We start from the raw sequence: 22,804 nt of genomic DNA on the forward strand, positions 1-22,804 counted from the left end.
ATATCGACACCCGCACAGCGTCAGACCACGCCGGAGGTTATTTCAGATCCCTCGGGTCTTTCCGACCCTGATCGGTTCATTCGCGGTCGACATTTTTTAATCCTGATAAAGGAACGCATCTGGGGGGTCTGGTAGCGGGTCGGAAAACGCCGGAGAACAGTATGACGCGTAGCGTGTTGGTCGCCCGCCTTGCCGAGGCCAATCCCCATCTCCCCCGAGACTCGGTCGAGCGGCTTGTCTCGGTCTTCTTTTCCGCCCTCACGGATCAGTTGGTGACCGGGGGACGAGTGGAGCTCCGAGGATTTGGATCTTTTTCGACCAAGGCGCGCGGAGCCCGCGTCGCTCGTGATCCCCGATCAGGCCGGCCGGTCGACGTCCAGGCAAAGCGCGTGCCGGCGTTTCGACCGGCCGCCGGCTTGAAGAGAGCGCTCAACGCCCGTTTTGTCGAACGACCCACGATCATCGAGCCGACCGATCAGGCGGTCGGGACTGTCGCCTTCGATTCGCCAGCCAAACCCGCACAGGTGGTAATCTGATCGATGCCGAGAGAATGCCCGCCTCATGGACACCTGCAAGATTCGGTAGTGGCGCTCCCAGGCTCCTCGTAGGGCATTTGCGACAACATGCGGCACTGGTCGAAATTTTCACGAAGCGCCAAGATCAAGACGGCGGGCTATCTGATCTCGGTAGTGAGCGTGGTCCTTCTGGCGATCGTTTCATGGAAGAACGCGCAGAAGGATCCGGTGCTGGCGGTCTGCCTGTTCGGTGGCGCGATGACGTCAATGCTCGGCATGGGGCTGCGCTGGTGGAGCTATGAAATCGAGGAAGGCGAGAAGAAGTGAAGCCTGCGGCGGCAGAATGGCTCTTCGATAAATCTTGAGCAACCTCCCCATTTATAGATGTCAGATTACTTTGAACGCACTGCCGGCAACATCCAGGATCCGATCCGCGGCGGGCTCCCGATGTCGCACGCTAACATGGACAGCGGAATTCTCCGGCGGATCAACATCGCCACGATAGTGCCGAAGTCGAAGGGCCGGCGATGGCGGCGACGACGCGCGAGATCGCGCGGAAGCGCAAGGTGGTGGAGGTCGTCATGGCAGTGACTCTGGTATGTGCGCCCGGCATGGAGGCCGGGTGCGATCCGGTGTTCAGGCGAGAGCATCTCCGCGACGATGTTGCCGCGCGCCGCTTTGGAAAAGGGGGCAGGTCTGGGGCGTGGCGTCGGCGATGGCACGCGCCGTGGCGGCCTCGACACGCATAGGTCCGGCAGGCAGGCGCACCCGAAAGCCAACATTCCGCTCCGATGCGCCTATGGCTCGCGCGATCGGGAGGGCGACCTTCAATAGCCTGGAAGGATCGGGCGATTTCTTCTGGCCGGCGCTGTTGAGCCTGCCGGTTGCGTTTCCGGTGGATGGGGTTCTGCTGAAATGGATCGCCTCAGGGGCCAACCGTCCGGATAGTCAGTCACGGCTCAGGCGCCCGAAACTGAGGGCGCAGGCGACCGTCGATTGGGTCTCGTCGCGCGAGGTTTTCTTGGCGGGATCGTGCTGATCGTCTTTGCATACTCCGCAAAAAGTCCGATCACCGTCCATGAGAATGCCCAGAAGGTGTCTGGACCAAGGTGCGACTTTGCGATCTGAGCTACCATCTGGGCGCCCGCGATCAACCAGAGCAACAGCCGCAGATCTAATAGCGGTGTCGTCGGCACATCGAGCAGGCAGGCCGTGGCGACGGTGATTACGACGCCGGCCAGGATCGCAAACAGGATGAAGCCGCCATTGGCATATTCCGAGCCAGAGCCGATCCGGGCTGGGATCGTGAGCGTTGCCGCCAACCAAGCGTATCGGGAAAACGCATGTTGAGTGAGCCCGAGGCGCTGACAGATCCAGATGATCGGCGGGTGAAAAATGCGCGTGCCGATCCAATAATCTACGCAGCGGATCATCGGCTCGCCTTCGGGCGACAACGCGAAAGCGTCAGGGCGCGTTCGATCGCGCGAAGGGCCGCCTCCCGTCGCCAACCATGTAGAAGCTGCCCGGAAGCTCGTCGCTCGGACCGGACCTCCACCAACGCCGTGGCGAGCATCTCCTTCGCGCGCTCCTCGACCGTGCTCATGTCGATCAGCCTTCATCCTGTCGCTCTCAGGCGTGATGACAGCGTCTCCGTCTGCCCGAGCGCAGAGGATAATCGCCGGGCGGCCGGTGAGTTGCGGCGAAGGTGGGCAAATCCCTGTCAATCAGGAGTTCGGCTCTGTTGGCACCGAAGAAATCTCGAGCCGCATTTGTAGCTTTTCTGCGTACCCCGGCAATCGGCCAACGGTTGCGCCGGAGACTGTGGCCATACCATCTTTCACGCCCCCATTGGCAGCTCGGCACCTCGCCTGCCGTCGTGAACGCTTCGCGCTCGAAGACTGACACGGCAGGCGATCCGTCTTGCCCCCCGTCGAGAGCACGCGTCCTTGTTGACGTAGACATCGACGGAGCCGTCTAGATGGAACGCAACTCATGCCTCGGCCGGAAGTGGCATAATCCCACGTCCGGCCGGTTCGGCGCGAGCAGGACGGTCTCTCACAGCGCTTCAACGTGGATTGCGCGGCCTTTCAGGGGTTCGGCGCGCGCCTGATCCCGCTGTTGACGTTCGGTCCCACACGAAGCCCGATGCGCCGCCGCCGGGCGGGCAGCACCCAGCGCCACCGGCCGCACGGGCAACCAATGACAAGCCGGAGGCTATCGCCTGAGATCAACCGCTATGCCTTGGTCGCCTGGGCGTCCGGGCTACCGTGCTTTCTGCCATCGGTGATCTTTATCCGATCGCCCCCTTTCACCGTCTTGCCGCCCTTCGATGGATCCGCATGCTCGTGGATCCTCTCCAACTCCTTCCGGGCGGCTTCATCCACGGCTTTTCCCGGCTCCGCAGTTGCTGGGTGTGATCCGACGTCGTTGTTGATATCCTTGCTCGTCAAAGGCGCCTCCTGGTCTCAGTCATACATCGTGAAAAGCGGGGTCACGTCGGCTGCCCTGGCCGGCGGACCAACTCGGTCTCATCATCCTCGAGCGCGATATCCCCGACGCCAAGCTCGTCATCGCTGGGGACGACTTCCTCAGCTGGTGTTAGCTTGTTGTCTCGCTCGTCTCCGAGCCCGTCATCGTCATTGGCGCCCGTTGAGATTGTCTCGCTGATGTTGGCGCGACGCTGGCCCTCTGGCTCCGTGCCGCGGTTGCTACCCTCCTTCGGGGGATCGGCCGGCTCGTGCTCGTTCGTATCGTCCATCTCCACCTCCACATCATGAGAGGTAACGAACGCTCCACACCGGCAAATTCTCACCACTCCTGACGCAGATCAGCGAGATTTTGCGGCGAGCCGAGCCAGTGCGCATGAGTTGCTTCTCTCGCATTTCCCGATCCAGCGCTGGCCCGCCTGGATAGAGGCGATCCCCCTCCCTTACGCGACTCGCCTGTTCGCTCTCATACGCCGAGATCGCGGCGCGGATCGCCTGTGCGAACGAGGGGTGCGGCTGTATTCGATTACCCGATGCCGTCCCGCTCTGATGGTTGTTGCATCGCCGCGGCTGGGAAGATTGGCTTCCGGGCATCGCCCGCCATTTCTATTGCCGGCAATGGAGGCGTTTGCATCGCTGGATCCTGCGCCCCGACTACCGTGTCATCGACGATAGGTCGGCTGGCGGTCGTTTCGACTACCCGCCCGAGAGCGAATGGAAACGTCTGATCAGTGCTATCGCAGCTGACCGGCCAAGGAGAGGGGCATGGCAAGCCACCGCGAGACGATCAGTCTCCACGATCCCGATCATAATCGCGCGATCCAGATCATCACCGCAGCGACGGCTGCCGCAACACGGGCGACCAGGGGCGATCCACAACCGGCCGTCCGAGCGCTCGCCCTCGTCCTGTCCCACTACCGCGATGCCGATCGCGGTCTTGCGACCAACAAGGCGATCCGCGAGCGCGGCGAGGAGGTCGGAAAGAACTTCGCAGGTCTGGTGCGCTGGATGCGCGGGGTCCGCGGGCAGCCGACGAGTCGATGTTGCACGCCATCGTGCGCGACATGGCTGGGCGTAGACCCAATGCCCGATCACCTGACCTGGATCGTTTCGGATACGGGATTGTTTGAGATGCTTCGTATGAGGAGCAAGTGTCATGCTTTACCCAATTTTGATCATCCTGCTCATCCTCGCCTTGATCGGCGGCTTGCCGACGTGGGGCTATAGTGGCGACTGGGGATATTATCCCGACGGCGGGATCGGCTTGATCCTCGTCGTCGTGCTGGTTCTCTGGCTGATGTCCCGTCGCCGCGCTGTATAAATTGCTTCAACACGCGACGCTCTCGCCTGGGTGGTTGCTGCATCCACCACTGCAGCAGCGCCTTGCAAACGAACGATGTGCGGGCATCGAGCCCAATCGTTGCCGCAAGGAGGTTCGGCATGTCGGCAGTCGGAAGGCAGCGGTTCAGCGCTTCATGCTGCGACAGATATTTTCGGAAGTCCTGATCTGGAACTCAGGCATCCGCCCATCGATTCCACGCCGGAGAAAGGAGACTTTTCATGAGCGATGACAAAACCAACCGGGGCGAGGGCGATCGCAGCCGGGTTGCTGGCGGCGAGGACTATGAGGTCGAGTATTTTGCCCGCAAGCACGGGATCAGCGTCGAGCAGGCCAGAAAGCTCATCGACACGCACGGCAATGATCGCGAAACGCTCGATCGGGAGGCCGAAAAGCTGAAGGCGTCGGCTCACTGAGGAACGCGGCGTCCCTCTTGAAGACTTGTGGGCATAGGCTGACAAGACTGACCGGGGATGCCACGTACCTTTCTAGCCAAGGAAAAGACCGCGACTGGCTCGCACTGCGGCACGCCGGGCAAAAGCAGAGCGAAGCCGCCAGCATTTCGTGCGGTCCAGCTGGCATCGCGTGTCGAAGCCGTTCCCAGGGGCAATCGCTGGCTGCACGAAATGAAATATGATGGCTTCCGCACATTGGTTTCGGTCGGAGGCGGTGAGGGAGGGCTTGCACGGCATCGCTTGGCCACGCCGCGCGCCGAATGCCGCAGGTGAAGGATTTCGCGCACCGGCTGGCACGTGCTGTCGCCCAGAGCGATCCCGACCATTTCACCGCCGCGCTGCCGAAGGCACAGCGCAAGGGGAGGATTTTCGTGGACTATCTGCGCAATCAGTGCGGCGCGACCGCCGTTATGCCCTACAGCGCAAGGGCGCGTTTGGGCGCGCCGGTTGCCGCCCCGATCAGCTGGAAGGAGATGGAGACGATCACGACGGGTCGCTTCCATGTCGGCGACGCTGCAGAACTGGTGAAACGCGCTGCATCGAAATCCCTGTCGGGATGGGGGCGTGCCGACCAGTCGCTGCCCGATCTCTAGATGAAGATCGCCACATACAATGTGAACGGTGTGAACGGGCGTCTGCCTGTTCTCCTGCGCTGGCTCGACGTGGCCCAGCCCGACATCGTCTGCCTGCAGGAACTGAAAGCCCCGCAGGACAAGTTCCCGGAAAAAGCCATCCGCGAACGTGGCTATGAGTCGATCTGGCATGGCCAGAGCCGCTGGAACGGCGTCGCGATCCTGAGCCGCGTGGGAACTATCCACGAGACGCGCCGCGGCCTGCCGGGCGATCCCGACGACGTGCAGAGCCGATACATCGAGGCGGCGGTGAACGGCGTGCTGATCGCCGGCCTCTATGCGCCGAATGGCAATCCGCGACCCGGTCCAAAGTTCGATTTCAAGCTGCGCTGGTTCGATCGGCTGCTTGCCCATCTGGACGGACTGGTCGGGATGGACGCGCCGGTCGTCATCGCCGGAGACTTCAACATCATTCCGAGCGACCGTGACGTCTATGTGCCCGACCGCTGGCGCGACGATGCACTGTTCGCGCCTGAGGTGAGGGAGGCCTATTCCCGTCTGCTCGGCCAGGGCTGGATAGACGCGCTTCGCCACGAGCATCCCGGCGAGACGATCTATACCTTCTGGAAATATCTCCGCTACGCCTTCGAGCGGGACGCCGGCCTGCGGATCGATCACATCCTTCTCAATCCGGTCGCCGCTTCGCGTCTCGTCACCGCGCAGGTCGATAAGGCTCCCCGCAGCTGGCCGAAGACCAGCGACCATACGCCGGTCTGGATCGAACTTGGCGATGACAAGCGGAAACGGCGGAAGCGATCAGCGAAATGAATCGGCAGGCTGCATGTGAACTGCCGGCGGCCTTTTTTGCCAAGGACGCGCTCACGGTCGCCCGCTCGCTGATCGGAGTCACTCTGTTGGTCGATGGCGTCGGCGGCGCGATCGTCGAGACGGAGGCGTATGATGCGACGGATCCCGCCTCGCATAGCTTCCGGGGCAAGACGGCGCGCAATGCCAGCATGTTTGGTCCTCCAGGCCACGCCTATGTCTATCGGAGCTACGGCATTCACTGGTGCCTGAACGTCGTGTGTGGAGAAGGCATTGCTGGAAGCGCTGTGCTGATCCGCGCGATCCGGCCGGACGCCGGTCTCGACATCATGATCGACAGGAGGGGGCTGTCGGATCCGCGGCGGCTGTGCGCAGGGCCGGGCCGATTATGCCAGGCGCTTGGCATCGACGGGGGATTCGACGGCATGCGCCTCGATGGGCCGCCTTTTCAACTCTTGGCTGGCGAGGCGACCGAGGTTGTCGCAACGCCGCGGATAGGCATCTCGGTCGGCGTGGACACGCCGTGGCGCTTTTGCGCCTCAGGGTCGTTGTATCTCAGTCGCCCGCACCGCGCGGACGCGACGGGCAGGTCGGGCTGAGGGGCCTTTGGTCAATGCAATTCAAGGACGAGACCATTACCGTCGAAAGCAGGTTCGGACCGATCAGGACGCGTGTGACGGCCGACGCGCTTCACATGCTCTGGGGAGCAGATGTCGGTCCCCAGGATGCGAACGGTCTGGTCGCGGAAAACCGGGCCATGATCGAGCAGATTGCCGTCATGAAATTCGAGGCGGGCAACGTCGAGGATGACGGTGTGGTGGAGGTCTCCGACTTCGATCTCGAGGACTGATTTAGGCTCCGCCGATTCGGACATATGCCGCGTCGCGCTTTCGCACTCGCTGAAACATTGACTGCGTGTTTTCGTTGGGCGGTAGAGAGGACAAGCGGAGAAAGGGGTCGGATATGGCTACACATGATGCCACATCGCGCGAAGGTCACAGACGAACCGCGATAGGAGTGTCGACCGATGCCAAGCCGCTGATCGGGATCGCGGCTGGAGCCGCGGTTGGTTCTGCCGCGATCGCGGCGGCACTCATATTTGCGGGAAAGATCAAGAACCCCTTCGTAGATGGTCCTTTCGAAAATCTTAAGCGGCGCACGCGGTCGACAAAGCATTCAGGCGCGTTTGCGGCGTTCGACGGCCATGAGGCCCAGGGCGTAACGCGCCATCCGATCCGTGATGCCGGGCCAAACGCCGTGCGCGATCAGGAGCATGGGAGAGCCTGGGATCGCGTCGATGAGGCGTCGGACGAGTCCTTTCCGGCCAGTGACCCACCCGCATATTGAGTACTGCTGAGGTTCTTCCGCTGTCGAAGTACCGCTGGACGCGCGCGCGGGCGCTCTGCTTGGCTTTTGCGCGATAACAAGATTCTTGGCGGATGTCAGTCGATCCGCCGGAAGCCGCCTAGCGGGATAGCGTCAATGGCTGCCGTAGAACCGCTTTTGTTCGCTTCCCGATTGCCGCAGGTCCGCTTTCTCCAAATCGAAGAAGAGCCTGCGGGCTTCGACCGATTTCACAACGCAAATCAGGCCCCGACGGGGTGGCTTGCTCGCTGTTTGACCGAAAAGTGCATCATGATAGACTCTGCGTAGCTGCGGGGGGCGCATAATGATCGGACAGGGCAAGGCCTATTTTTTGTTTCTGATCGGGCTTGCCGCGATTGTCGCCGGTTTCTGGCGAACGTTCTTCGGGGATCCGCTCAGCAACGACAATTGGCACACTCTCCACGGGATCGCCTCGACAGGGTGGGTGCTGTTGCTAATTGTGCAGTCATTGTTGATCGGTCGCGGCAGCTATCGCTTGCACCGGCGGTTAGGTTGGACGTCGCTGGCTCTGGTCGCTTTGCTTGTGGGGACAAGCAGCTACATGGTCTGGATCGAGCTCGTCGGAGACGAAGGGTTTCCGCGCGACCTTCGGCTTAGCCTCGTCTTCCTCGATATCACATTCCTGCTCTTGTTCATGGCGATGTACGGCCTCGGCATTGCGTACCGTCGGAACCGCCGGCTGCATTCCCGCTTGATGGGTTCGACGATCCTGATTGGTCTGGGTCCTGCCCTTGGGCGGCTCTACGCCCAGCATATACCGGCCCTGCATGGCCTTTCTGGCGGCCTGAAATGGACGTTTTATACGATCGAGGCAGTGCTGATCATCGCAATCATGGCGGAACTGTTCAGCAAGCGATCGTCTTGGCCATTCCCTGCCCTGTTTGCGATCTTTATCGCGATTCAGGCTGGTACGATCTGGGCGACGGGCGATGCCTTTGCTGCGATCGCCCGAGCAGCCGGGGCGCCAGTCTAGCTCGAGCCAACTGCGTGAACCCGCTGCCGCCATTCGTTCTTCGGCATTGACAACGCGAAGCAGCGCGATCGAAAGCCGCCTGTCGGTGACGCGCCAATTGCGTCGGGGTGGACGCCCCCTGACGGCATCGATGTGCCAGTGTGGAGGTGTTGAAACACCACTGAGGGAGGCGTCCGTGTCGCAGGCTATCACAATCGGGCGGGATATCGCCAAGACCGTTTTCCACGCGCATGGCGCCGACTAGCGCGGCGGCATGGTGTTCAGCCGCAAGCTGAGCCGATGGAAGCTGCTCGACTTCTTCGCGAAGCTGCCGGCGTGCCTTGTCGCGATGGAGGCTTGCGGTGGCGCGCATTGCTGGGCGCGTGAGCTGCGGACGATGGGTCATGAGATCCGATTGATCCCTCCCGTCTACGTTAGGCCGTTCGTGAAGCGGCATAAGAACGATGCAGTCGATGCGGAGGCGATCTGCGAGGCGGTGCAGCGGCCGAGCATGCGCTTTGTGGCGATCAAGAGCGAGGAGCAACAGGCGGCAGGCATGGTGTTCCGCACCCGCTGGGTCGCACCACGCGGCCTGGCGCAGGTGGCAATGCTCGCCGACCTCCTCGACGATTCGGTCGTCGCTGCCCGAGGCGGCGCCGGCCATGCTGCGCGTCATAGCGGACATGCTCGCCGGGCTCGACGACCGAATCGTCGACCTCGACAACGAGATCGCCAAGCGCGCTCGCGAGGATAAGGTGGCGCGCCGGCTGATGACCATCCCGTCATCGGCCCAATCGCTGCCACCGCGATCGTCGCGCTCGGTCCACCGGTCGAGACCTTCACCAGAGACCGTGATTTTCGCCGCCTGGCTTGGGCTCGCGCCGCTCCAGCACTCGACAGGAGGCAAGCAGACGCTCGGCCGCATATCGAAGATGGGAAAACGCACGATCCGGCGCTTGCTCATCATCGGCGGCAGCTCGATTGTCAGGCAGGCGTCTATGCGTGGCGCGCCGGCAGGCTCATGGCTGGAGCGGATGCTGGCGCGCAAACCGCGCATGCTCGTCTCAGTGGCGCTCGCTAACAAGATGGCACTCATCGCTTGGCTGGTCATGACCAGGAACGAGGATTGCAGAGCTCCGCCGGTGGTCGCGGCGTAACCCGGGGCAGCGGCCAGAGGCGTCGCGGACGTAGGCGGTCGAAGGAGAGTATGGCGCAACGGTCGGCGAGACGAGGCCGCAAGAACCAGGGTACGGCGGAGCGCTAGCCAAGCGCGGAAAGCTGATGTGGTTCCGGTCCGCGGACTCCCATACTGGCCCGCAGCTATGGCGCCGCTCATCGAGGCCAGACAGATGACAGCATCCGACTACGTGCCGATCTACCCCGATTTACCGCTGCATCCGAAGGGACGTCCACAGACGTCGTTCTAGCCGCCTTGAGGAACTGGACGGTGCATGCCGCCTTTCGCGGTTACCCGGCATCAGTTTTTGCCAACGAGGATCATGGACCCAACGCGCCCTCAAGCGCATTTTTACCAAAGGACAGGCTGCAGGGGTTATAGCGTGCGGGGTTTTCCGCTTCATATCTCGCTGATCGCCGAAGCTCATCGTGACCGAGGTTCCAAATACGTCTTTGAAGATCGTTTGTTCGCCGCTCCGGCGATCATCGCGTACGATTTTGCCGTGGCACTTCAGAAGCCTCTGCACCGAATCTATTACAGCGATGACCAGCACCCGAAAGTGGAGATCGAGCGCAAAAGCGAGCCGTTCGGCAAGCTGTCAGCAGCGATCATGGGGTGTGCGCTGATCAAGCTTTCGATCTCGCGAGGCTGGACCACGGGCGGGGTGTGGCGGACCGAGCACCGGACGATCACGCTCTTCGAATTGGAGGATGATGCGCAAGCCTTTGCACGGGAGCATCGCACAACACACCACGTAGCGGGTTTCGCTGAGAAATGGCTATCTGGGGACGGTTAAGCACCGGAATTGTCACGGCGATTTAATACATTCGTGAGACAGTGATTAAAGCAGGGTGGGATCGAATATGCATGAGGATCGAGCGGTCGGTCACGACATTTGGCGGGAAATCGAGCGCGCTGAGGGTGAAGCGATGCTCCAAGCTTGGTGCGGTAGGAGCGAGCCGGAGCCCGTCTCAAAGCGATCAACGCGCGTTGCTGGTTTTCGCAGGCCTTCCGCACTCGTCAGCAGGCTTTTTAGCGTCTTCACTAAGACTTTAACGCCCGGCCGCTAATCTAGCGCTGAGGAAATTAGCGGTCTTGCCGACGGGTTTTGTGATTGGTTGTGCCGCTATATTGCGGTTTCCAGTCGCCTCTTTCATCCGATCAGCAGGCGAGTGCCAAAAGCCGCAAGTAACGCCATCGGCATGGCGATCACTCCAACCTCTAGAAAAGCAAAGAACGCGACGTCCTGGCCCTCACGGCGGATCGCTTGATCGTCCTAGGCATGCGCCCTTAGGAATCCGCGGATGCGCCCGAGGATCGACCCTCCGTGATCGAGAGGCTGGCAGTTCCGGGCAGCATCGTCACGATCCAGCAGGGCAAGCCCGCGTTGCACCGAGCGTTCCAAAGCAGTGCTCAGCGCCTCGTCCTGTTTGAGCAATGTCTCGAGCGCCGCGCGTGGCAGCTCGATGGCAGATCCGGAGGTTAGAGCTTTCACGGTAACCGAGCGGGCATCGCCACTCATCATGCTCACCTCGCCGATATACTCGCCTGGTCCAATACGACCGTAGATAAGATCGCTGCCCTCGTCGCGTTGCCGCCGTATCTCGAAGATGCCGGACCCGATGACGAACAACGATGCCCCAACGCTGCCCTGCTCCATCAGAGCGTCGCCGGGCTCGAAATTGCGACGCAGCGTATCACCGGCGAGTTGCTCGATCTGCTCCGATGAGAGGCTTTCAAAGAGGGGAAGATTTTGAAGCAGAACGGCCGGCGTCTCGATCCTGCCATCTCCCACACCGGCGTGGCGGAACAGACGACGCACCTGACGAAGGAGCTGGCTTTTCGCCGACGTGAGCTTTGGTGTGGAGGCAACGAAATAATTAACGCCGATCGTCGTTGTGCGCGTACCAATGTGCTTCAGGGCAATTGATGGTGCCGGTTCGATGAGGATATCGGGGCACAGCAGAAGTGCCTGACGCACCAGGTCCATGAGATGCTCGGAAGGCGCGCTCGAAAGCGTGGGTATTTCCGCGGACGCAGCTCTGCGCTCGGTCGGCACACTCCTATTGATGATCTGATTGCGAGCGACGATGCTGTTGGGAATCGTCGCGACATCCTCACCATCGGTCTGAACCCGGATCGAGCGCCAATTCATCTCGACGACGATACCTTCAGCATGCTCTCCGATCGTGATGCGATCGCCCACGTGGAACGGCTGCTCCAGGCCGACGGCAACTCCCGAGAACACGTCGGCTAATGTGTTCTGGAGCGCGAGACCGAGTACGATCGCGAAAACGCCGGATGTCGCAAGCAGGCCAGCTACGGGTAAGTCGAGTACCGAATTTAGGATAATGAGGATAGCGGTAAGGTAGATCCCGCCAGCCAAGAGGTCAGAGAACAAGCGCGCTTGGCGGGAGCGAGCATCTCGCCCGAGGCCGAGCGTGGTCAGAGTTGCGACCAGGCGAGCAGCAATCAGCCACCAAACTACGGCTAATGCTCTCAACCAAGGCGCGTCGGATGCATGTACCGGCCCGCCGTTCATTGGGAGGGGGGTAAAGCCGCGGCTGGCGAGTTCGGCCAGGATCAGCAGCAACATGACGATCTCGCAGCCGATCTTTGTGGCCGTGGTTCGCGATCGCAGGACGACGACCAGTATGAGTGTGGCGAGGAGCAGCGCTGTCGGGACAGTTGAAACTCCGGCGATCATAAGCCCTCCACCCGAGTAATCTCACTCATTTCAGGCTGGAAGAGAAGATGAGAGCTTTGGACGCGCGTGGCGCGGACGCAGCGTGATGCCGCGCCCACGCCTCGTTCTCAACGGGTCAATAGTCCCAGAAGCCGGCAATCCAGCGGAAGGCGTCGCCATCCGTCCCGATCCGGCCAACAGATGGGAATGGGAGATGCGTGGCCACGACCAATTCGCCGGTCGCCGCCGCTTCCCTCATCAAGCGGACGCGGACCTGAACGGCCTCCTCGGGGTCATGCTCGAAGCCGTTCTGCCAGTCGGGATGCTCGAAGCCGACCGGGAACAGCGCGTCGCCGGCGAACACCAGCCGATCGTTGCCGGAGGCCAGCCGGACGACGCTGTGCCCGGGCGTGTGGCCGCCCGTGCGCTGGACCATGACGCCCGGCGCGACTTCGTGCTCCGTCTCGAAGATCCGCAGCTTGTCGCCATATTCGGCGACGAACTGCCGGGCGGTCGCCTGCAGGACCTCCGGGATTGGCGAAGGCATGACGGTGCGGGAGAAATCGGGCGCCTTCCAGAATTCAACCTCCGCCGCCGCGGCGTGGACCCGCACGTCCGGGCGCAACCCGTCCTTCACTTCGTCGACGAGCAGGCCACCGATATGGTCCATATGCATGTGGGTCAGCACCACGTCGGTGATCGCGGACAGCTCGATGCCCGCCGCCTCGAGGCGCTTCGGGAACTGCCCGGCACGGGGAAAGCCGGGGAACTGCCCGCCGAGCCCGGCATCGACCAGGATGGTCCGGTCGCCGCTTCTCACGACCAGCACATTCAGCGCCCAGTCGAACGCATCCGGCCCCAGGAACTGATCCGTGAACCAGGCGGTGCGGGTCTCCCGATCGACGTTGGTGGACATCGTCTCGGTCGGGAGTGGGAGCACGCCGTCGCTGATCACCAGCACATCGATCTCACCGATCTTCAACGCATAGCGCGAGGGCACCAGCTCTTCGACCCGCGTCGCGGCGGGGCGTTCCATAATATCCGTCTGCATGTTTCGATCCTCATGATCGCCGCCTCGTCTGCGGCTTCGATGAGGTTAGGAGCGTGCCGCGCGCACGGTCATCGAGGCTGAGGCATGAGCCGGACCATACCGAGGTACAGGTCCGGCACTATGCTCGTCGTCACGCGCTCGGCGATCGCCCGGCGAGCCACAGGGCCAGGTTGCGGGCGTAACGGCGGATCGAACGCTGCGCATCCGGAGATTGCGCGAGGCGATTGCCCGGCGCCTCGCTCACGAAGCCGGGGCAACCCGAAGTGGTGTCCCAATTGTAGTCGGCGAAGTGGTGGAAGGTCGATTGAGCGATGGCCGGCCCGATCGAGCCCGACGGCTCGAAGGCGACCGCGAGGTTGAAGCGCCTGCCGCTCTCGCGGCTCACGCCGGTCGCGATAACGCGCGCCGTCGGATCGTCGGCGGGCGCGCCGACCGCGCCTTCGTGGGGATGGGCGGGCAGGTAGCGGATGACGCCGCCCGGCGCGTCGGGATCGCGCAGCACGGGATGCGGCGGCGCGACGGGCTCGATCTCCTGATAGTCGCCGTTGGCGCCCGAATGATAGTTCGGCCAGAGGATGTAGCTGGTCTCGCTGTCGTCGATCACGTGCCGGCTTTCGTCCGGATCGGGGTTGTGGCTGTGGAAGAAATGCGCGCGGCCGACGCCGCCCAGCGAGCAGACCGAGCTGCCGAGATCCATGTGATCGCGCGTGACGAGCAGCCCGCCGCCGCGCGCCCGGAATCGGCCGATCGCTGCGCAGTCCGCCTCGTCGAGCCCCTCGCCGGTGTCCACCGCGAACAGCCAGAGCTGATCGAAATCCGATCGATCGATCGTGGAGATGACGGGATCCGGGCCGGTCGCAGTCTCGCGATCGCGGGCGGTGACGTGGAAGAGCGGGGTACCATCCTCGCCCCTGAGGCCGGCGAGATGGTCGCGCAGCAGCGAGAAGCGCTGGATGTGCCAGTCGTCCTCGACGAGAGGGATGGTGGTCTGGAGCAGGATACGGATCGGAGCGGTTGTCATGGGGTCCTCGGGGTGCGCGATTGCGGTTCGGTCCGTCGGTATCGACGCGGGCGCGAGGGGTAATCCATGCCGAGGTGCGGACCGTGATCCGCCCTTGGGATGGTCCAGCGCATCCGTCGAGGCTGCCTGACCTATACTCTCGTATCGGACCGGGCGCACCATCGAACCCGGATGAAGGGGATCGCCGACCTCTGTCCACGGCCGACGGCACCTGGGCATAGCTTACCAGGACCACTTCACCCGCCATGAGCGCTTCTTCACCATCGGAGAAACGGATCATGGGAATACTCGTCGGCAAGGTCGCCTTCGTCACCGGAGGCAGCAGCGGCATCGGTCTGGCGACGGCCGCCTTGTTCGCGAAGGAGGGGGCTCACGTCGTCATTTCAGGGCGTCGGCGCGACATGCTCGATGCCGCAGTTCTGGATATCGGGGCCGGCACCGTTGGCCTGGACGGGGATGTCGCCGACATCGCGTTCCATATGCGTGCCGCGGACGAGATCGCGGCGCGTTTCGGCGGGCTCGACATCTACGTCGCCAATGCCGGCACCAACACGATCCGCCAATCCTCCGAGGTGTCGGTGGAGGAATACGATGCCCAGTTCGCCATCAACACGCGCGGCGTCTTCTTCGGCGTGCAGGCGATCGCACCCATCATGCGCGACGGTGGTTCGATCGTGGTGACCGGATCGCTCGCCAGCGAAAAGGTGCTCGAAGGCCATGCCGTCTACGCCGGCACCAAGGCGGCGATCGGCGCCTTTGCCCGGAGCTGGGCGCTGGAACTCAAGGCGCGCCGCATCCGGGTCAATATGCTCAGCCCCGGACCGACCGATACGGCGATCCTCGACAAGCTGGGCGTCCCGGCCGCGGAGCGCGAGTCCTTCATGGGATCGATGGCGGCGGCGATCCCGCTGGGGCGCTTCGCCGAGGCGGACGAGATGGCGCGCGCGGCCCTGTTCCTCGCCTCCGATGCGGGAAGCTTCGTGACGGGCGTCAATCTGCGGGTGGACGGCGGAATGGCGCTTGCCTGATTGCCCGAACAAACATGGAGTGATATTGTCCGCGTTATGGCTCATCTCACGGTCGGCGTCGAATATGGCATCCATTGCCTGCTCTGGATGGCGAGTGCGGAGGATAAACCGCTCAGCACAAGAGAGCTCGCCGCGCTTCAGGGCATCTCACACAGCTTCCTGGCGAAGATATTCCCGAAGCTGGAGAGAGCAGGGATCGTCCGAGCCTCCGAGGGTGTGCGTGGCGGCTACGTGCTGGCGCGCGAGCCCGGGCGGATCAACTTCCTCCAGATCGTCGATGCGATCGAGGGTCGCAAGCCGCTGTTCGATTGCCAGGACATCCGCGGGCGCTGCGCGCTGTTCGGCGGCGAGCCGCCGTCCTGGGCGATGCATGGCGTCTGCGCGATCCACGCGGTGATGCTGCAGGCGGAGAAGGCGATGCGCGACACGCTGACCGCCCGCACCCTCGCCGACGTGGGCCAGACCGTCATGAGCAAGGCGCCTGCCGATTTTTCAACCGAGGTCCAGGCCTGGCTTGGCGACCGCACGCGTAATCACGGTCGCAAGCCTCACACGTACGAAAGGGAGGTTCCGTCATGACCGTAGCCGAACCCGAAAGACCGCTGGTGCTCGTCGTCGACGACGATGCGGCGGTGCGATCGTCGATCGAGGAACTGATGCTGTCGGTGGGAATCGACGCCACCGGTTTCGGGTCCACCCGCGAACTGCTCGACGCCGAATTGCCCGAGCGGCCGGGCTGTCTCGTCCTCGACGTCCGCATGCCGGGATCGAGCGGCCTCGATCTGCAGCAGCAGCTGGCGACGAGTGGCAATGCCAAGCCGATCGTCTTCCTTACCGGCCATGGCGACATCCCGATGAGCGTGCAGGCGATGAAGGCCGGTGCGGTCGATTTCCTGACGAAGCCGGTCCGCGACCAGTCGCTGCTCGACGCGGTGACGCTCGGCATCGAGCGGGACATCGCGCAGCGCGCCGATGCCCGGCTGGTGAAGTCGCACGTCGATCGCCACGCGACGCTGACGGCGCGCGAGCGCCAGGTGCTGAGGCTGGTCGCGTCGGGCCGCCTCAACAAGCAGATCGCCTATGAGCTTGGCATCACCGAAGTGACGGTGAAGCTGCACCGGAGCAGCGTGATGAAAAAGATGGGGGCTCTTTCGGTCGGCGAGCTGATCCGGGCCTGGGACGTGTTGCCCGCCCATCTGCGCGAGACCGCGACCTAGACCATGGTATGGTTACAATCCGCCGCGGATTCAGCGACATATGATGCAGGGTGCAAAGCCCGCGTCAGTGAGGATCCACCGCTTGTCGAAGCCGCCCGTGATCGCGATCGTGGATGACGATGAGGCCGTGAGGGAGGCGCTGTGCGACCTCCTGCAGGTCGAGGGGCTGACGGCCCGGCCGTACGAGAGCGGTGCAGCGTTCCTGGCCGATGAGCGCGCGGATGACTGCGACTGCCTCGTCACGGACGTGCGGATGCCCGAGATGGACGGGCTGGAGCTGCAGCATCGCCTGCGAGCGCGCGGATCGACGCTGCCGGTGATCTTCATCACCTCCTCCGACGATCGGCAGGCCCGCGCCCGCGCGCTCGAATGCGGCGCCGTGACCTGGTTCACCAAGCCGGTCGCCGACCAGGCGCTGCTGGGCGCGCTCCGTGCCGCGCTGGACGGGCGCGATGCCCACGAACCGCCGGGAGACTGAGATGGCAGTCGCGTCCTTGTCCATGATCGAAGACGCTGGGCAGGGGCCGCTGGTGCCGCGCTCCGTTCCCGGCCTCGATCCCGAAACGACGGCTTGGTGGGCGCTCGACATCTCGGCGGCGAGGCCCGCGATCGACTCGATCGTGGCGGGCACGGCGGCCACCGACGGACTCGACAAGCTGCTGGCGGGGGTCCGCATCGCCGACGTCGACCAGAATAACATCCACTTGGTCGGTCCTTACGCCGGGCGTCGGGACCTGATCGGACAGCTGTTCACCGCCTGGTGCCCGCCGGAGAGCTGGCGACCGGTCGCGGAGCTGGTCCTCGCGGTGATCGCCGATCACCCGGCCGGTGCGCCCCGAACGCGGGCCATCACCTCGATCGCCTTCGAGGACGCCGCGCTGCACGCTTCGGCGGACGAAGCCTATCCCGACATCATGTTCCTCGCTATCGCCGGCACCGTGGCCGACAAGCGCTCGCTCTGGTCGGTACGGGCGAGCGAGGAGCGCTACCGCAATCTCATCCATCATCTGCCCTGCGCACTGCTGCAGGTGGATTCGCAGCCGATGCGGCCGATCTTCGACGAACTGCGCCGGCAGGGCGTCACCGACATCGCGCGGCTGCTCGAGGCCGAGCCCGAACGGGTGCAGCAGTCGCGCGACGCCGTGCTGGTGACGGACGCCAACAACAATGCCGTCAGGCTGTTCGGAGCCGATCGGATCGATCGACTGATCGGGTCAGTCGACTATGTCTTCGCGGCCTCGCCGGAAACCGCCCGGCGCGTGATCACGGCACATTTCGACGGTGTGCGGACCCATCGCGAGATCATGAAGATCCGACGCTTCGATGGCGTTCTGCGCGATGTCGAGCTGACGGTCACCTATCCGACTCCGCCCGAGCGGCTCGACATCACGCTGCTCACCCTGGACGACATCACCGATCGTCTTCGCACCGAAGCGCAGCTGCGCGAGCTGCAAGCCGAATATTCTCGCGCGGCGCGTATCTCGACGCTGGGCGAGCTGGCCACCTCGATCGCCCACGAGGTCAACCAGCCGCTCTCCGCTATCGTCACCAATGCCGAGACCAGCCTGCGCTGGCTGTCGCGCGAGGACCCCAATCTCGTCAAGGTCGGCCAGCTGACGACGCGCATTGCGGACAGCGCGCGCCATGCCAGCGACATCGTGCAGCGAATTCGGGGCATGGCCGCGCCGCGCGCGCCGGAGCGACTGCTGCTCGATCTGAACGGCATCGTCGAAGAGGCGCTGCTGTTCGTCCGCCACGAGATCGAATCCCGCGCGATCGACCTGTCGCTCCGGTTCGGTCGCGATCTGCCGCGCCTTTTCGGGGACCGGGTCCAGCTCCAGCAGGTGATCGTCAACCTGCTGCTCAACGCGGTGCAGGCGATCGGCCAGGGTGACGGGACGGCAGCGAGCATCGAGATCCGCACCCGCATCGACGCGGGCGGGCGGGTCGCCTTCGCGATCCACGACAGTGGGCCGGGCATCGCGGCGGAGAATATCGAGCGGGTGTTCGGCAGCTTCTTCACTACCAAGCCGGACGGCATGGGCATCGGCCTCGCCGTCTGCCAGTCGATCATCGTCGCCCACGGCGGCACGATCTCGGCGTCCAACCATCCCGACGGCGGCGCGGTGTTTCGCTTTGTGCTTCCGGCGGCCGGAACCGCCGGAAGCTGATCCGCCTAGCTGCGCAGGAAGGCAAGCAGATCGGCGTTGAAACGGTCGGCGTGCGTCTCGGTCAGGCCGTGCGGCGCGCCGGCATAATAGAGCGTCTGAGCGTGCGGGACGAGCAGGGCCGCTTTGTGCGCGCTGTCGTGTATCGGAACGATCTGATCGTCATCGCCGTGCGCGATCAGCGTCGGGATGTCGAAACGGCGAAGATCCTCGGTGAAATCGGTCTCGGAGAAGGCCTTGATACAGTCATAAGCATTGGCGAGGCCTGCGGTCATCGCTTGCAGCCAGAGCGCATCCAGAAAGCTCTGCGGGACATTGCTGTCGGGTCGGTTCGCGCCGTAGAACGGCACGGCAAAATCCCGGTAGAATTGCGAGCGGTTGCGCGCGATGTCGCGGCGCATCCCGTCGAACAGCTCGATCGGCAGGCCGTCGGGATTGCTCGCCGAGCGCACCATGACGGGCGGCACCGCGCCAAGCAGGACGGCCTTGGCGACCCGTCCGGTGCCATGGCGGCCGATATAGCGCGCGACCTCGCCGCCGCCGGTGGAGTGGCCGACCATCGCGACCTCGCGCAGGTCGAGCAGATCGAACAGCGTTGCGAGATCGTCGGCATAGCCGTCCATGTCGTTGCGTGTCGCGGTCTGCGCGGACTTGCCGTGGCCCCGACGATCGTGCGCGATCACGCGGAAGCCATTCTGTGCCAGGAACAGCATCTGGCCGCTCCACGCATCCGAATTGAGCGGCCAGCCGTGCGAGAAGGTGACGACGGGGCCTTCGCCCCAATCCTTGTAGAATATCTCGTGTCCGTCCTGGGTGGTGATCGTGGGCATGGAATGTCTCCTCGGGCGAAGGTGCCGAACCCGCCGCGTATCGACCGGTCGCTTGGCCTTCGATCCAACGGACGTGTAGGGCTGGCCCTGCGGTCGGAGTGGCGATGCCCATCCGGACGAGCATGCCGGGAGGCCTACGATGCGCTGACGACATCGGGATCGCCTACCCGTCGTGCCGGACCTGACCCAAGGGCGTGGAGCACCCGCCGTTTCGCGAGCGTCGCGCATCACTCGGCACGATGGAGCGGCTGCCGCTGATCCCCAATCATGGCCCCATCGGAAACCGGCGGCCGTGTTCGATGCGGCCCGCTTAAAGGAGATGCATCATGAAGATCGTCGTCATCGGCGGCACGGGCCTGATCGGATCGAAGGTGGTAGCATCGCTGTCCGCGCAGGGGCACGAGGCGCTGGCCGCGGCGCCGAGCACGGGCGTCGACACGCTGACCGGTAAGGGGCTGGACGAGGCATTCGCCGGCGCCGACGTGGTGGTCGACATGTCTAACTCGCCGTCGTTCGAGGACGAGGCGGCGATGCATTTCTTCGAGACCGCCGGCCGTAACATCGCCCGCGCCGAGAAGGCGGCCGGCATCGGCCACCATGTCGCGCTTTCGGTGGTCGGTACCGATCGCCTTCAGGCCAGCGGCTATTTCCGCGCCAAGCTTGCGCAGGAACGACTGATCCAGGCATCGGGCATCCCCTTCACGTTGCTCCACGCGACGCAGTTTTTCGAATTCCTGCGCGGCATCGCCGATTTCTCGAAAACGGATGCGGAAGGGATCGTCCATCTTCCGCCCAGGCGCTTCCAACCGATGGCGGCGCAGGATGTTGCCACTGTCGTGGTAGAAGCGGCGCTCGCATCGCCTGCGAACGGCACGATCGAAGTGGCCGGGCCGGAAATCTTCCGCCTCGACGAGCTGGTCGCGCGCGTGCTGCGCCACGACAAGGACCCGCGCCGCGTGATTGCTGATCCGGATGCACCCTATTTCGGGCTGGATATCGACGACAGGTCTCTGATGCCTGGGCCCGGCGCGCGGCTCGGCGCAACCAGCTTTGATTGGTGGCTCGCCAACGTGCCAGCCCCGCAGAAGCGCTGACCCCACAAAACGGAAGGACAGGGTTATGCTGAAACGCATCTGCCTCGCCATGGCCGTGCTGCTGGGGCTCGGCGACATCGCCAACGGCATCTTCATGCTCGCATCGCCGGCCGCCTGGTATTTCGCGGTGCCGGGCGTCACGACCACCGGCCCCTTCAACCAGCACTTTCTCCGCGACATAGGCATCATCTTCGTGTTTCTCGGCGGCGGCTATCTCGCCGGAGCAGCGCGGGCAGAATATCGCGTCGTGCTGTGGGGAACTGCCACGCTGTGGCTGTGCAGCCATGCCGTCTTTCATTTCTGGGAGGTGGCTGTCGGCATCTGTGGGGCTTACGCTCTTGCCCGCGATTTTCCGGCGGTTACGCTTCCCGCGGTGATCGGCGTCGTGCTCACGGTCTGGGCGATTAACGATCGATGTGCACCCCGGAAGAGCTGACTTTGCGTTCCCTCGGCTCGTAGCTGGTAGCTTCCGCGCCGTCTTGTGTTGGGGACGTTCTCATCTGCGCCACTTTCGGTCGTTGCTGGGTTCGAAAGCCACTCCCAACTGCAGTCGGTCCGGTCCAGCAGAGCTACCAACCATTCGGTTGCACCTCACGATGATTAATTTCCGTCAGCGCGCGGCCGGCTGACATGGCGGTCGCGATTGCTTGCAGCGAATACAAGCTATTCAAAGTTACCCACTACGAACGCTGGGACGGATCGCCGACATACCCCTGGTCGAAGGGGCGAAACTGGTTCGCCCGGATATCTGGAGTATGCCGACATGGTCGATGAGAATGGCCCGCACTACTTCGTGGCTTTTCAAACGCCGGGACCGAATTGGGTGCCGGGCGTCAAATATAACGAGCAGCCCGAATTCATGTCGCACGTCGGGTATATGACCGAATTGCAGGAGCGGGGGCTCACTGTGCTCAGTGGCCCCTTCATGCAGGAAGCCGGCGGCCTCAACGGCGTTCTCGCCGATGGCGGCATGACCATCTTTAAGGCCGGGGATTGGGACGAAGCGATCCGGATCGGCACGGATGACCCGACCGTGAAGTCGGGCATGCTGAACGTCGATGTGAAGATGTTCTGGGTGCCATTTCACGACTGAATGGCGTGGGCCGAGACCCACAACACTGCCTCAACGATTTGGGGCTGAATCTGCTTCTACCGGGGGCCTGACGAGCCTCGGGTGCGCATCCGCCCGGGCCGCAAGCGCTTGCCGGTCACCCTCTAAGGATCGAAACAATGAACCGACTTGAAGGCAAGATCGCCGTGGTAACCGGCGGCAGCAGTGGCATGGGACGTGCGACGGCACGGCAGTTCGTCGCGGAAGGCGCGACGGTCGTTATCACCGGCCGGCGGCAGGACCGGCTCGATGAGACTGTTGCCGAGATAGGCGGCGCAATCGAAGGCTTCCGGGGGGACATCGCCAATCTCGCCGATCTCGAATGCTTGCGCTCGCATATCGCGGACACGCACGGTCGCGTCGACGTGCTGTTCGCCAACGCTGGCGGCGGATCGCTTGGTCCGTTCGGCAAGGTGTCGGAAGCGGACTTCGATCGGACGATCGCCACCAATCTGAAGGGCACGTTCTTCACCGTTCAGACCCTGCTGCCGCTCATCGTGGATGGCGGTTCCATTATTCTCAACGGCTCGATCGCTGCCAGTCTCGGTATGCCGGCCTTCACGGTCTATTCTGCCACGAAGGCGGCCATTCGGTCCTTTGCCCGCACTTGGACGACCGACCTCAGTGCCCGCCGGATCCGGGTGAACACTTTGGCGCCGGGAACGATTATCACGCCGATCATGACGGAGCAGGCTGGCTTCAGTGACGAGCGGCTCGAACAATTTTACGAGAAGTTCGCCTCGGAAACGCCGCTCGGCCGGAACGGCGACCCAAGCGAGATTGCTTCGGTCGCGACGTTTCTCGCCTCGGCCGAAAGCAGTTTCATTACCGGCGTGGAGCTCCACGTCGATGGCGGATATGCACAGGTCTGATCGCTCCCCCTGCAGCTGA

26 protein-coding genes and 2 pseudogenes are annotated in these 22,804 nt (G+C 63.5%); 21 read left to right on the forward strand and 7 right to left on the reverse strand.

Annotated elements, in window-relative coordinates; translation table 11 throughout:
• The first annotated feature begins 173 nt into the window (after positions 1-173).
• Positions 174-536: an HU family DNA-binding protein gene (locus tag HZF05_RS10615; protein WP_343046871.1), complete on the forward strand. Its 363-nt coding sequence runs from the start codon at positions 174-176 to the stop codon at positions 534-536.
• A gap of 87 nt (positions 537-623) precedes the next feature.
• Positions 624-842 (forward strand): hypothetical protein, encoded by a 219-nt coding sequence (locus tag HZF05_RS10620; protein WP_160366021.1) that lies wholly within the window; start codon positions 624-626, stop codon positions 840-842.
• A gap of 632 nt (positions 843-1,474) precedes the next feature.
• Here HZF05_RS10620 and HZF05_RS10625 read toward each other — a convergent pair.
• The 3 genes from HZF05_RS10625 to HZF05_RS10635 form a co-directional block, all read right to left on the reverse strand.
• Positions 1,475-1,948, reverse strand: coding sequence for a hypothetical protein (locus HZF05_RS10625; RefSeq protein WP_160366022.1), 474 nt, complete (start codon positions 1,946-1,948; stop codon positions 1,475-1,477).
• Between the two features lie 801 nt (positions 1,949-2,749).
• Positions 2,750-2,965 carry a hypothetical protein gene (locus HZF05_RS10630; RefSeq protein ID WP_160366023.1) on the reverse strand — a complete coding sequence of 72 codons (216 nt, stop codon included), beginning with the start codon at positions 2,963-2,965 and terminating at the stop codon, positions 2,750-2,752.
• 41 nt (positions 2,966-3,006) lie between these two features.
• Complete coding sequence (locus tag HZF05_RS10635) at positions 3,007-3,273, reverse strand: hypothetical protein (protein WP_160366024.1); 267 nt, start codon at positions 3,271-3,273, stop codon at positions 3,007-3,009.
• A gap of 884 nt (positions 3,274-4,157) precedes the next feature.
• Between HZF05_RS10635 and HZF05_RS10640 the strand changes: the two genes are divergently transcribed.
• From HZF05_RS10640 to HZF05_RS10690, 10 genes and pseudogenes are all read left to right on the forward strand, one after another.
• Positions 4,158-4,322: a DUF3309 family protein gene (locus HZF05_RS10640; protein WP_160366025.1), complete on the forward strand. Its 165-nt coding sequence runs from the start codon at positions 4,158-4,160 to the stop codon at positions 4,320-4,322.
• Between the two features lie 239 nt (positions 4,323-4,561).
• On the forward strand, positions 4,562-4,756 hold the full coding sequence (locus HZF05_RS10645) for a DUF3606 domain-containing protein (protein ID WP_160366026.1): 195 nt from the start codon (positions 4,562-4,564) through the stop codon (positions 4,754-4,756).
• A gap of 302 nt (positions 4,757-5,058) precedes the next feature.
• Positions 5,059-5,388, forward strand: a pseudogene (ligD, locus tag HZF05_RS10650) (non-homologous end-joining DNA ligase LigD); the annotation flags it as partial.
• Entirely contained in the window at positions 5,389-6,195 is an 807-nt protein-coding gene (gene xth, locus HZF05_RS10655; protein ID WP_160366027.1) for an exodeoxyribonuclease III, read from the forward strand.
• Positions 6,192-6,791, forward strand: a complete 600-nt coding sequence (locus HZF05_RS10660; protein ID WP_160366028.1) for a DNA-3-methyladenine glycosylase — start codon at positions 6,192-6,194, stop codon at positions 6,789-6,791. The genes xth and HZF05_RS10660 overlap by 4 nt, the downstream gene beginning before the upstream one ends.
• 14 nt (positions 6,792-6,805) lie before the next feature.
• Positions 6,806-7,042, forward strand: a complete 237-nt coding sequence (locus HZF05_RS10665; protein ID WP_160366029.1) for a hypothetical protein — start codon at positions 6,806-6,808, stop codon at positions 7,040-7,042.
• Between the two features lie 167 nt (positions 7,043-7,209).
• The gene (locus HZF05_RS21870; protein ID WP_343046872.1) at positions 7,210-7,539 is read left to right on the forward strand and encodes a hypothetical protein; all 330 of its coding nucleotides are present in this window, start codon (positions 7,210-7,212) and stop codon (positions 7,537-7,539) included.
• Positions 7,540-7,861: 322 nt separating this feature from the next.
• Complete coding sequence (locus HZF05_RS10675; RefSeq protein ID WP_160366030.1) at positions 7,862-8,551, forward strand: hypothetical protein; 690 nt, start codon at positions 7,862-7,864, stop codon at positions 8,549-8,551.
• Positions 8,552-8,726: 175 nt separating this feature from the next.
• A pseudogene (locus tag HZF05_RS22470) lies at positions 8,727-9,687 on the forward strand (IS110 family transposase).
• Between the two features lie 402 nt (positions 9,688-10,089).
• A complete protein-coding gene (locus HZF05_RS10690; RefSeq protein ID WP_160366033.1) occupies positions 10,090-10,503 on the forward strand; it encodes a hypothetical protein in 414 nt (137 codons plus the stop codon).
• A gap of 480 nt (positions 10,504-10,983) precedes the next feature.
• Here the strand turns inward: HZF05_RS10690 and HZF05_RS10695 are convergent, their stop codons facing one another.
• The 3 genes from HZF05_RS10695 to HZF05_RS10705 all read right to left on the reverse strand — a co-directional run bounded on the left by HZF05_RS10695 (position 10,984) and on the right by HZF05_RS10705 (position 14,465).
• On the reverse strand, positions 10,984-12,414 hold the full coding sequence (locus HZF05_RS10695) for a mechanosensitive ion channel family protein (RefSeq protein WP_160366034.1): 1,431 nt from the start codon (positions 12,412-12,414) through the stop codon (positions 10,984-10,986).
• Positions 12,415-12,529: 115 nt separating this feature from the next.
• Complete coding sequence (locus HZF05_RS10700; protein ID WP_160366035.1) at positions 12,530-13,444, reverse strand: MBL fold metallo-hydrolase; 915 nt, start codon at positions 13,442-13,444, stop codon at positions 12,530-12,532.
• A gap of 130 nt (positions 13,445-13,574) precedes the next feature.
• Complete coding sequence (locus HZF05_RS10705) at positions 13,575-14,465, reverse strand: hypothetical protein (protein ID WP_160366036.1); 891 nt, start codon at positions 14,463-14,465, stop codon at positions 13,575-13,577.
• 278 nt (positions 14,466-14,743) lie between these two features.
• On the opposite strand from HZF05_RS10705, the gene HZF05_RS10710 reads away from it, so the two are divergent.
• From HZF05_RS10710 to HZF05_RS10730, 5 genes are all read left to right on the forward strand, one after another.
• Positions 14,744-15,493 (forward strand): SDR family NAD(P)-dependent oxidoreductase, encoded by a 750-nt coding sequence (locus HZF05_RS10710; protein WP_160366037.1) that lies wholly within the window; start codon positions 14,744-14,746, stop codon positions 15,491-15,493.
• A 36-nt stretch (positions 15,494-15,529) separates the two neighbouring features.
• Complete coding sequence (locus HZF05_RS10715) at positions 15,530-16,072, forward strand: RrF2 family transcriptional regulator (protein WP_160366038.1); 543 nt, start codon at positions 15,530-15,532, stop codon at positions 16,070-16,072.
• A complete protein-coding gene (locus tag HZF05_RS10720) occupies positions 16,069-16,710 on the forward strand; it encodes a response regulator transcription factor (RefSeq protein ID WP_160366039.1) in 642 nt (213 codons plus the stop codon). The genes HZF05_RS10715 and HZF05_RS10720 overlap by 4 nt, the downstream gene beginning before the upstream one ends.
• A gap of 82 nt (positions 16,711-16,792) precedes the next feature.
• On the forward strand, positions 16,793-17,188 hold the full coding sequence (locus tag HZF05_RS10725; protein WP_246331870.1) for a response regulator transcription factor: 396 nt from the start codon (positions 16,793-16,795) through the stop codon (positions 17,186-17,188).
• Position 17,189: 1 nt separating this feature from the next.
• Positions 17,190-18,881, forward strand: coding sequence for a sensor histidine kinase (locus tag HZF05_RS10730; RefSeq protein WP_220129793.1), 1,692 nt, complete (start codon positions 17,190-17,192; stop codon positions 18,879-18,881).
• Between the two features lie 5 nt (positions 18,882-18,886).
• On the opposite strand, the gene HZF05_RS10735 is transcribed toward HZF05_RS10730, so the two are convergent.
• Entirely contained in the window at positions 18,887-19,708 is an 822-nt protein-coding gene (locus tag HZF05_RS10735) for an alpha/beta fold hydrolase (RefSeq protein WP_160366040.1), read from the reverse strand.
• 326 nt (positions 19,709-20,034) lie between these two features.
• Between HZF05_RS10735 and HZF05_RS10740 the strand changes: the two genes are divergently transcribed.
• The 4 genes from HZF05_RS10740 to HZF05_RS10755 all read left to right on the forward strand — a co-directional run bounded on the left by HZF05_RS10740 (position 20,035) and on the right by HZF05_RS10755 (position 22,785).
• On the forward strand, positions 20,035-20,802 hold the full coding sequence (locus HZF05_RS10740; RefSeq protein WP_160366041.1) for an SDR family oxidoreductase: 768 nt from the start codon (positions 20,035-20,037) through the stop codon (positions 20,800-20,802).
• A gap of 25 nt (positions 20,803-20,827) precedes the next feature.
• Complete coding sequence (locus HZF05_RS10745; RefSeq protein WP_160366042.1) at positions 20,828-21,238, forward strand: hypothetical protein; 411 nt, start codon at positions 20,828-20,830, stop codon at positions 21,236-21,238.
• Positions 21,239-21,565: 327 nt separating this feature from the next.
• On the forward strand, positions 21,566-21,895 hold the full coding sequence (locus HZF05_RS10750; protein WP_160366043.1) for a YciI family protein: 330 nt from the start codon (positions 21,566-21,568) through the stop codon (positions 21,893-21,895).
• Positions 21,896-22,032: 137 nt separating this feature from the next.
• Positions 22,033-22,785 carry an SDR family NAD(P)-dependent oxidoreductase gene (locus tag HZF05_RS10755; RefSeq protein ID WP_160366044.1) on the forward strand — a complete coding sequence of 251 codons (753 nt, stop codon included), beginning with the start codon at positions 22,033-22,035 and terminating at the stop codon, positions 22,783-22,785.
• Positions 22,786-22,804: the final 19 nt, after the last annotated feature.

The organism is Sphingomonas chungangi (assembly GCF_013778325.1).
GTDB classification, from domain to species: domain Bacteria; phylum Pseudomonadota; class Alphaproteobacteria; order Sphingomonadales; family Sphingomonadaceae; genus Solisphingomonas; species Solisphingomonas chungangi.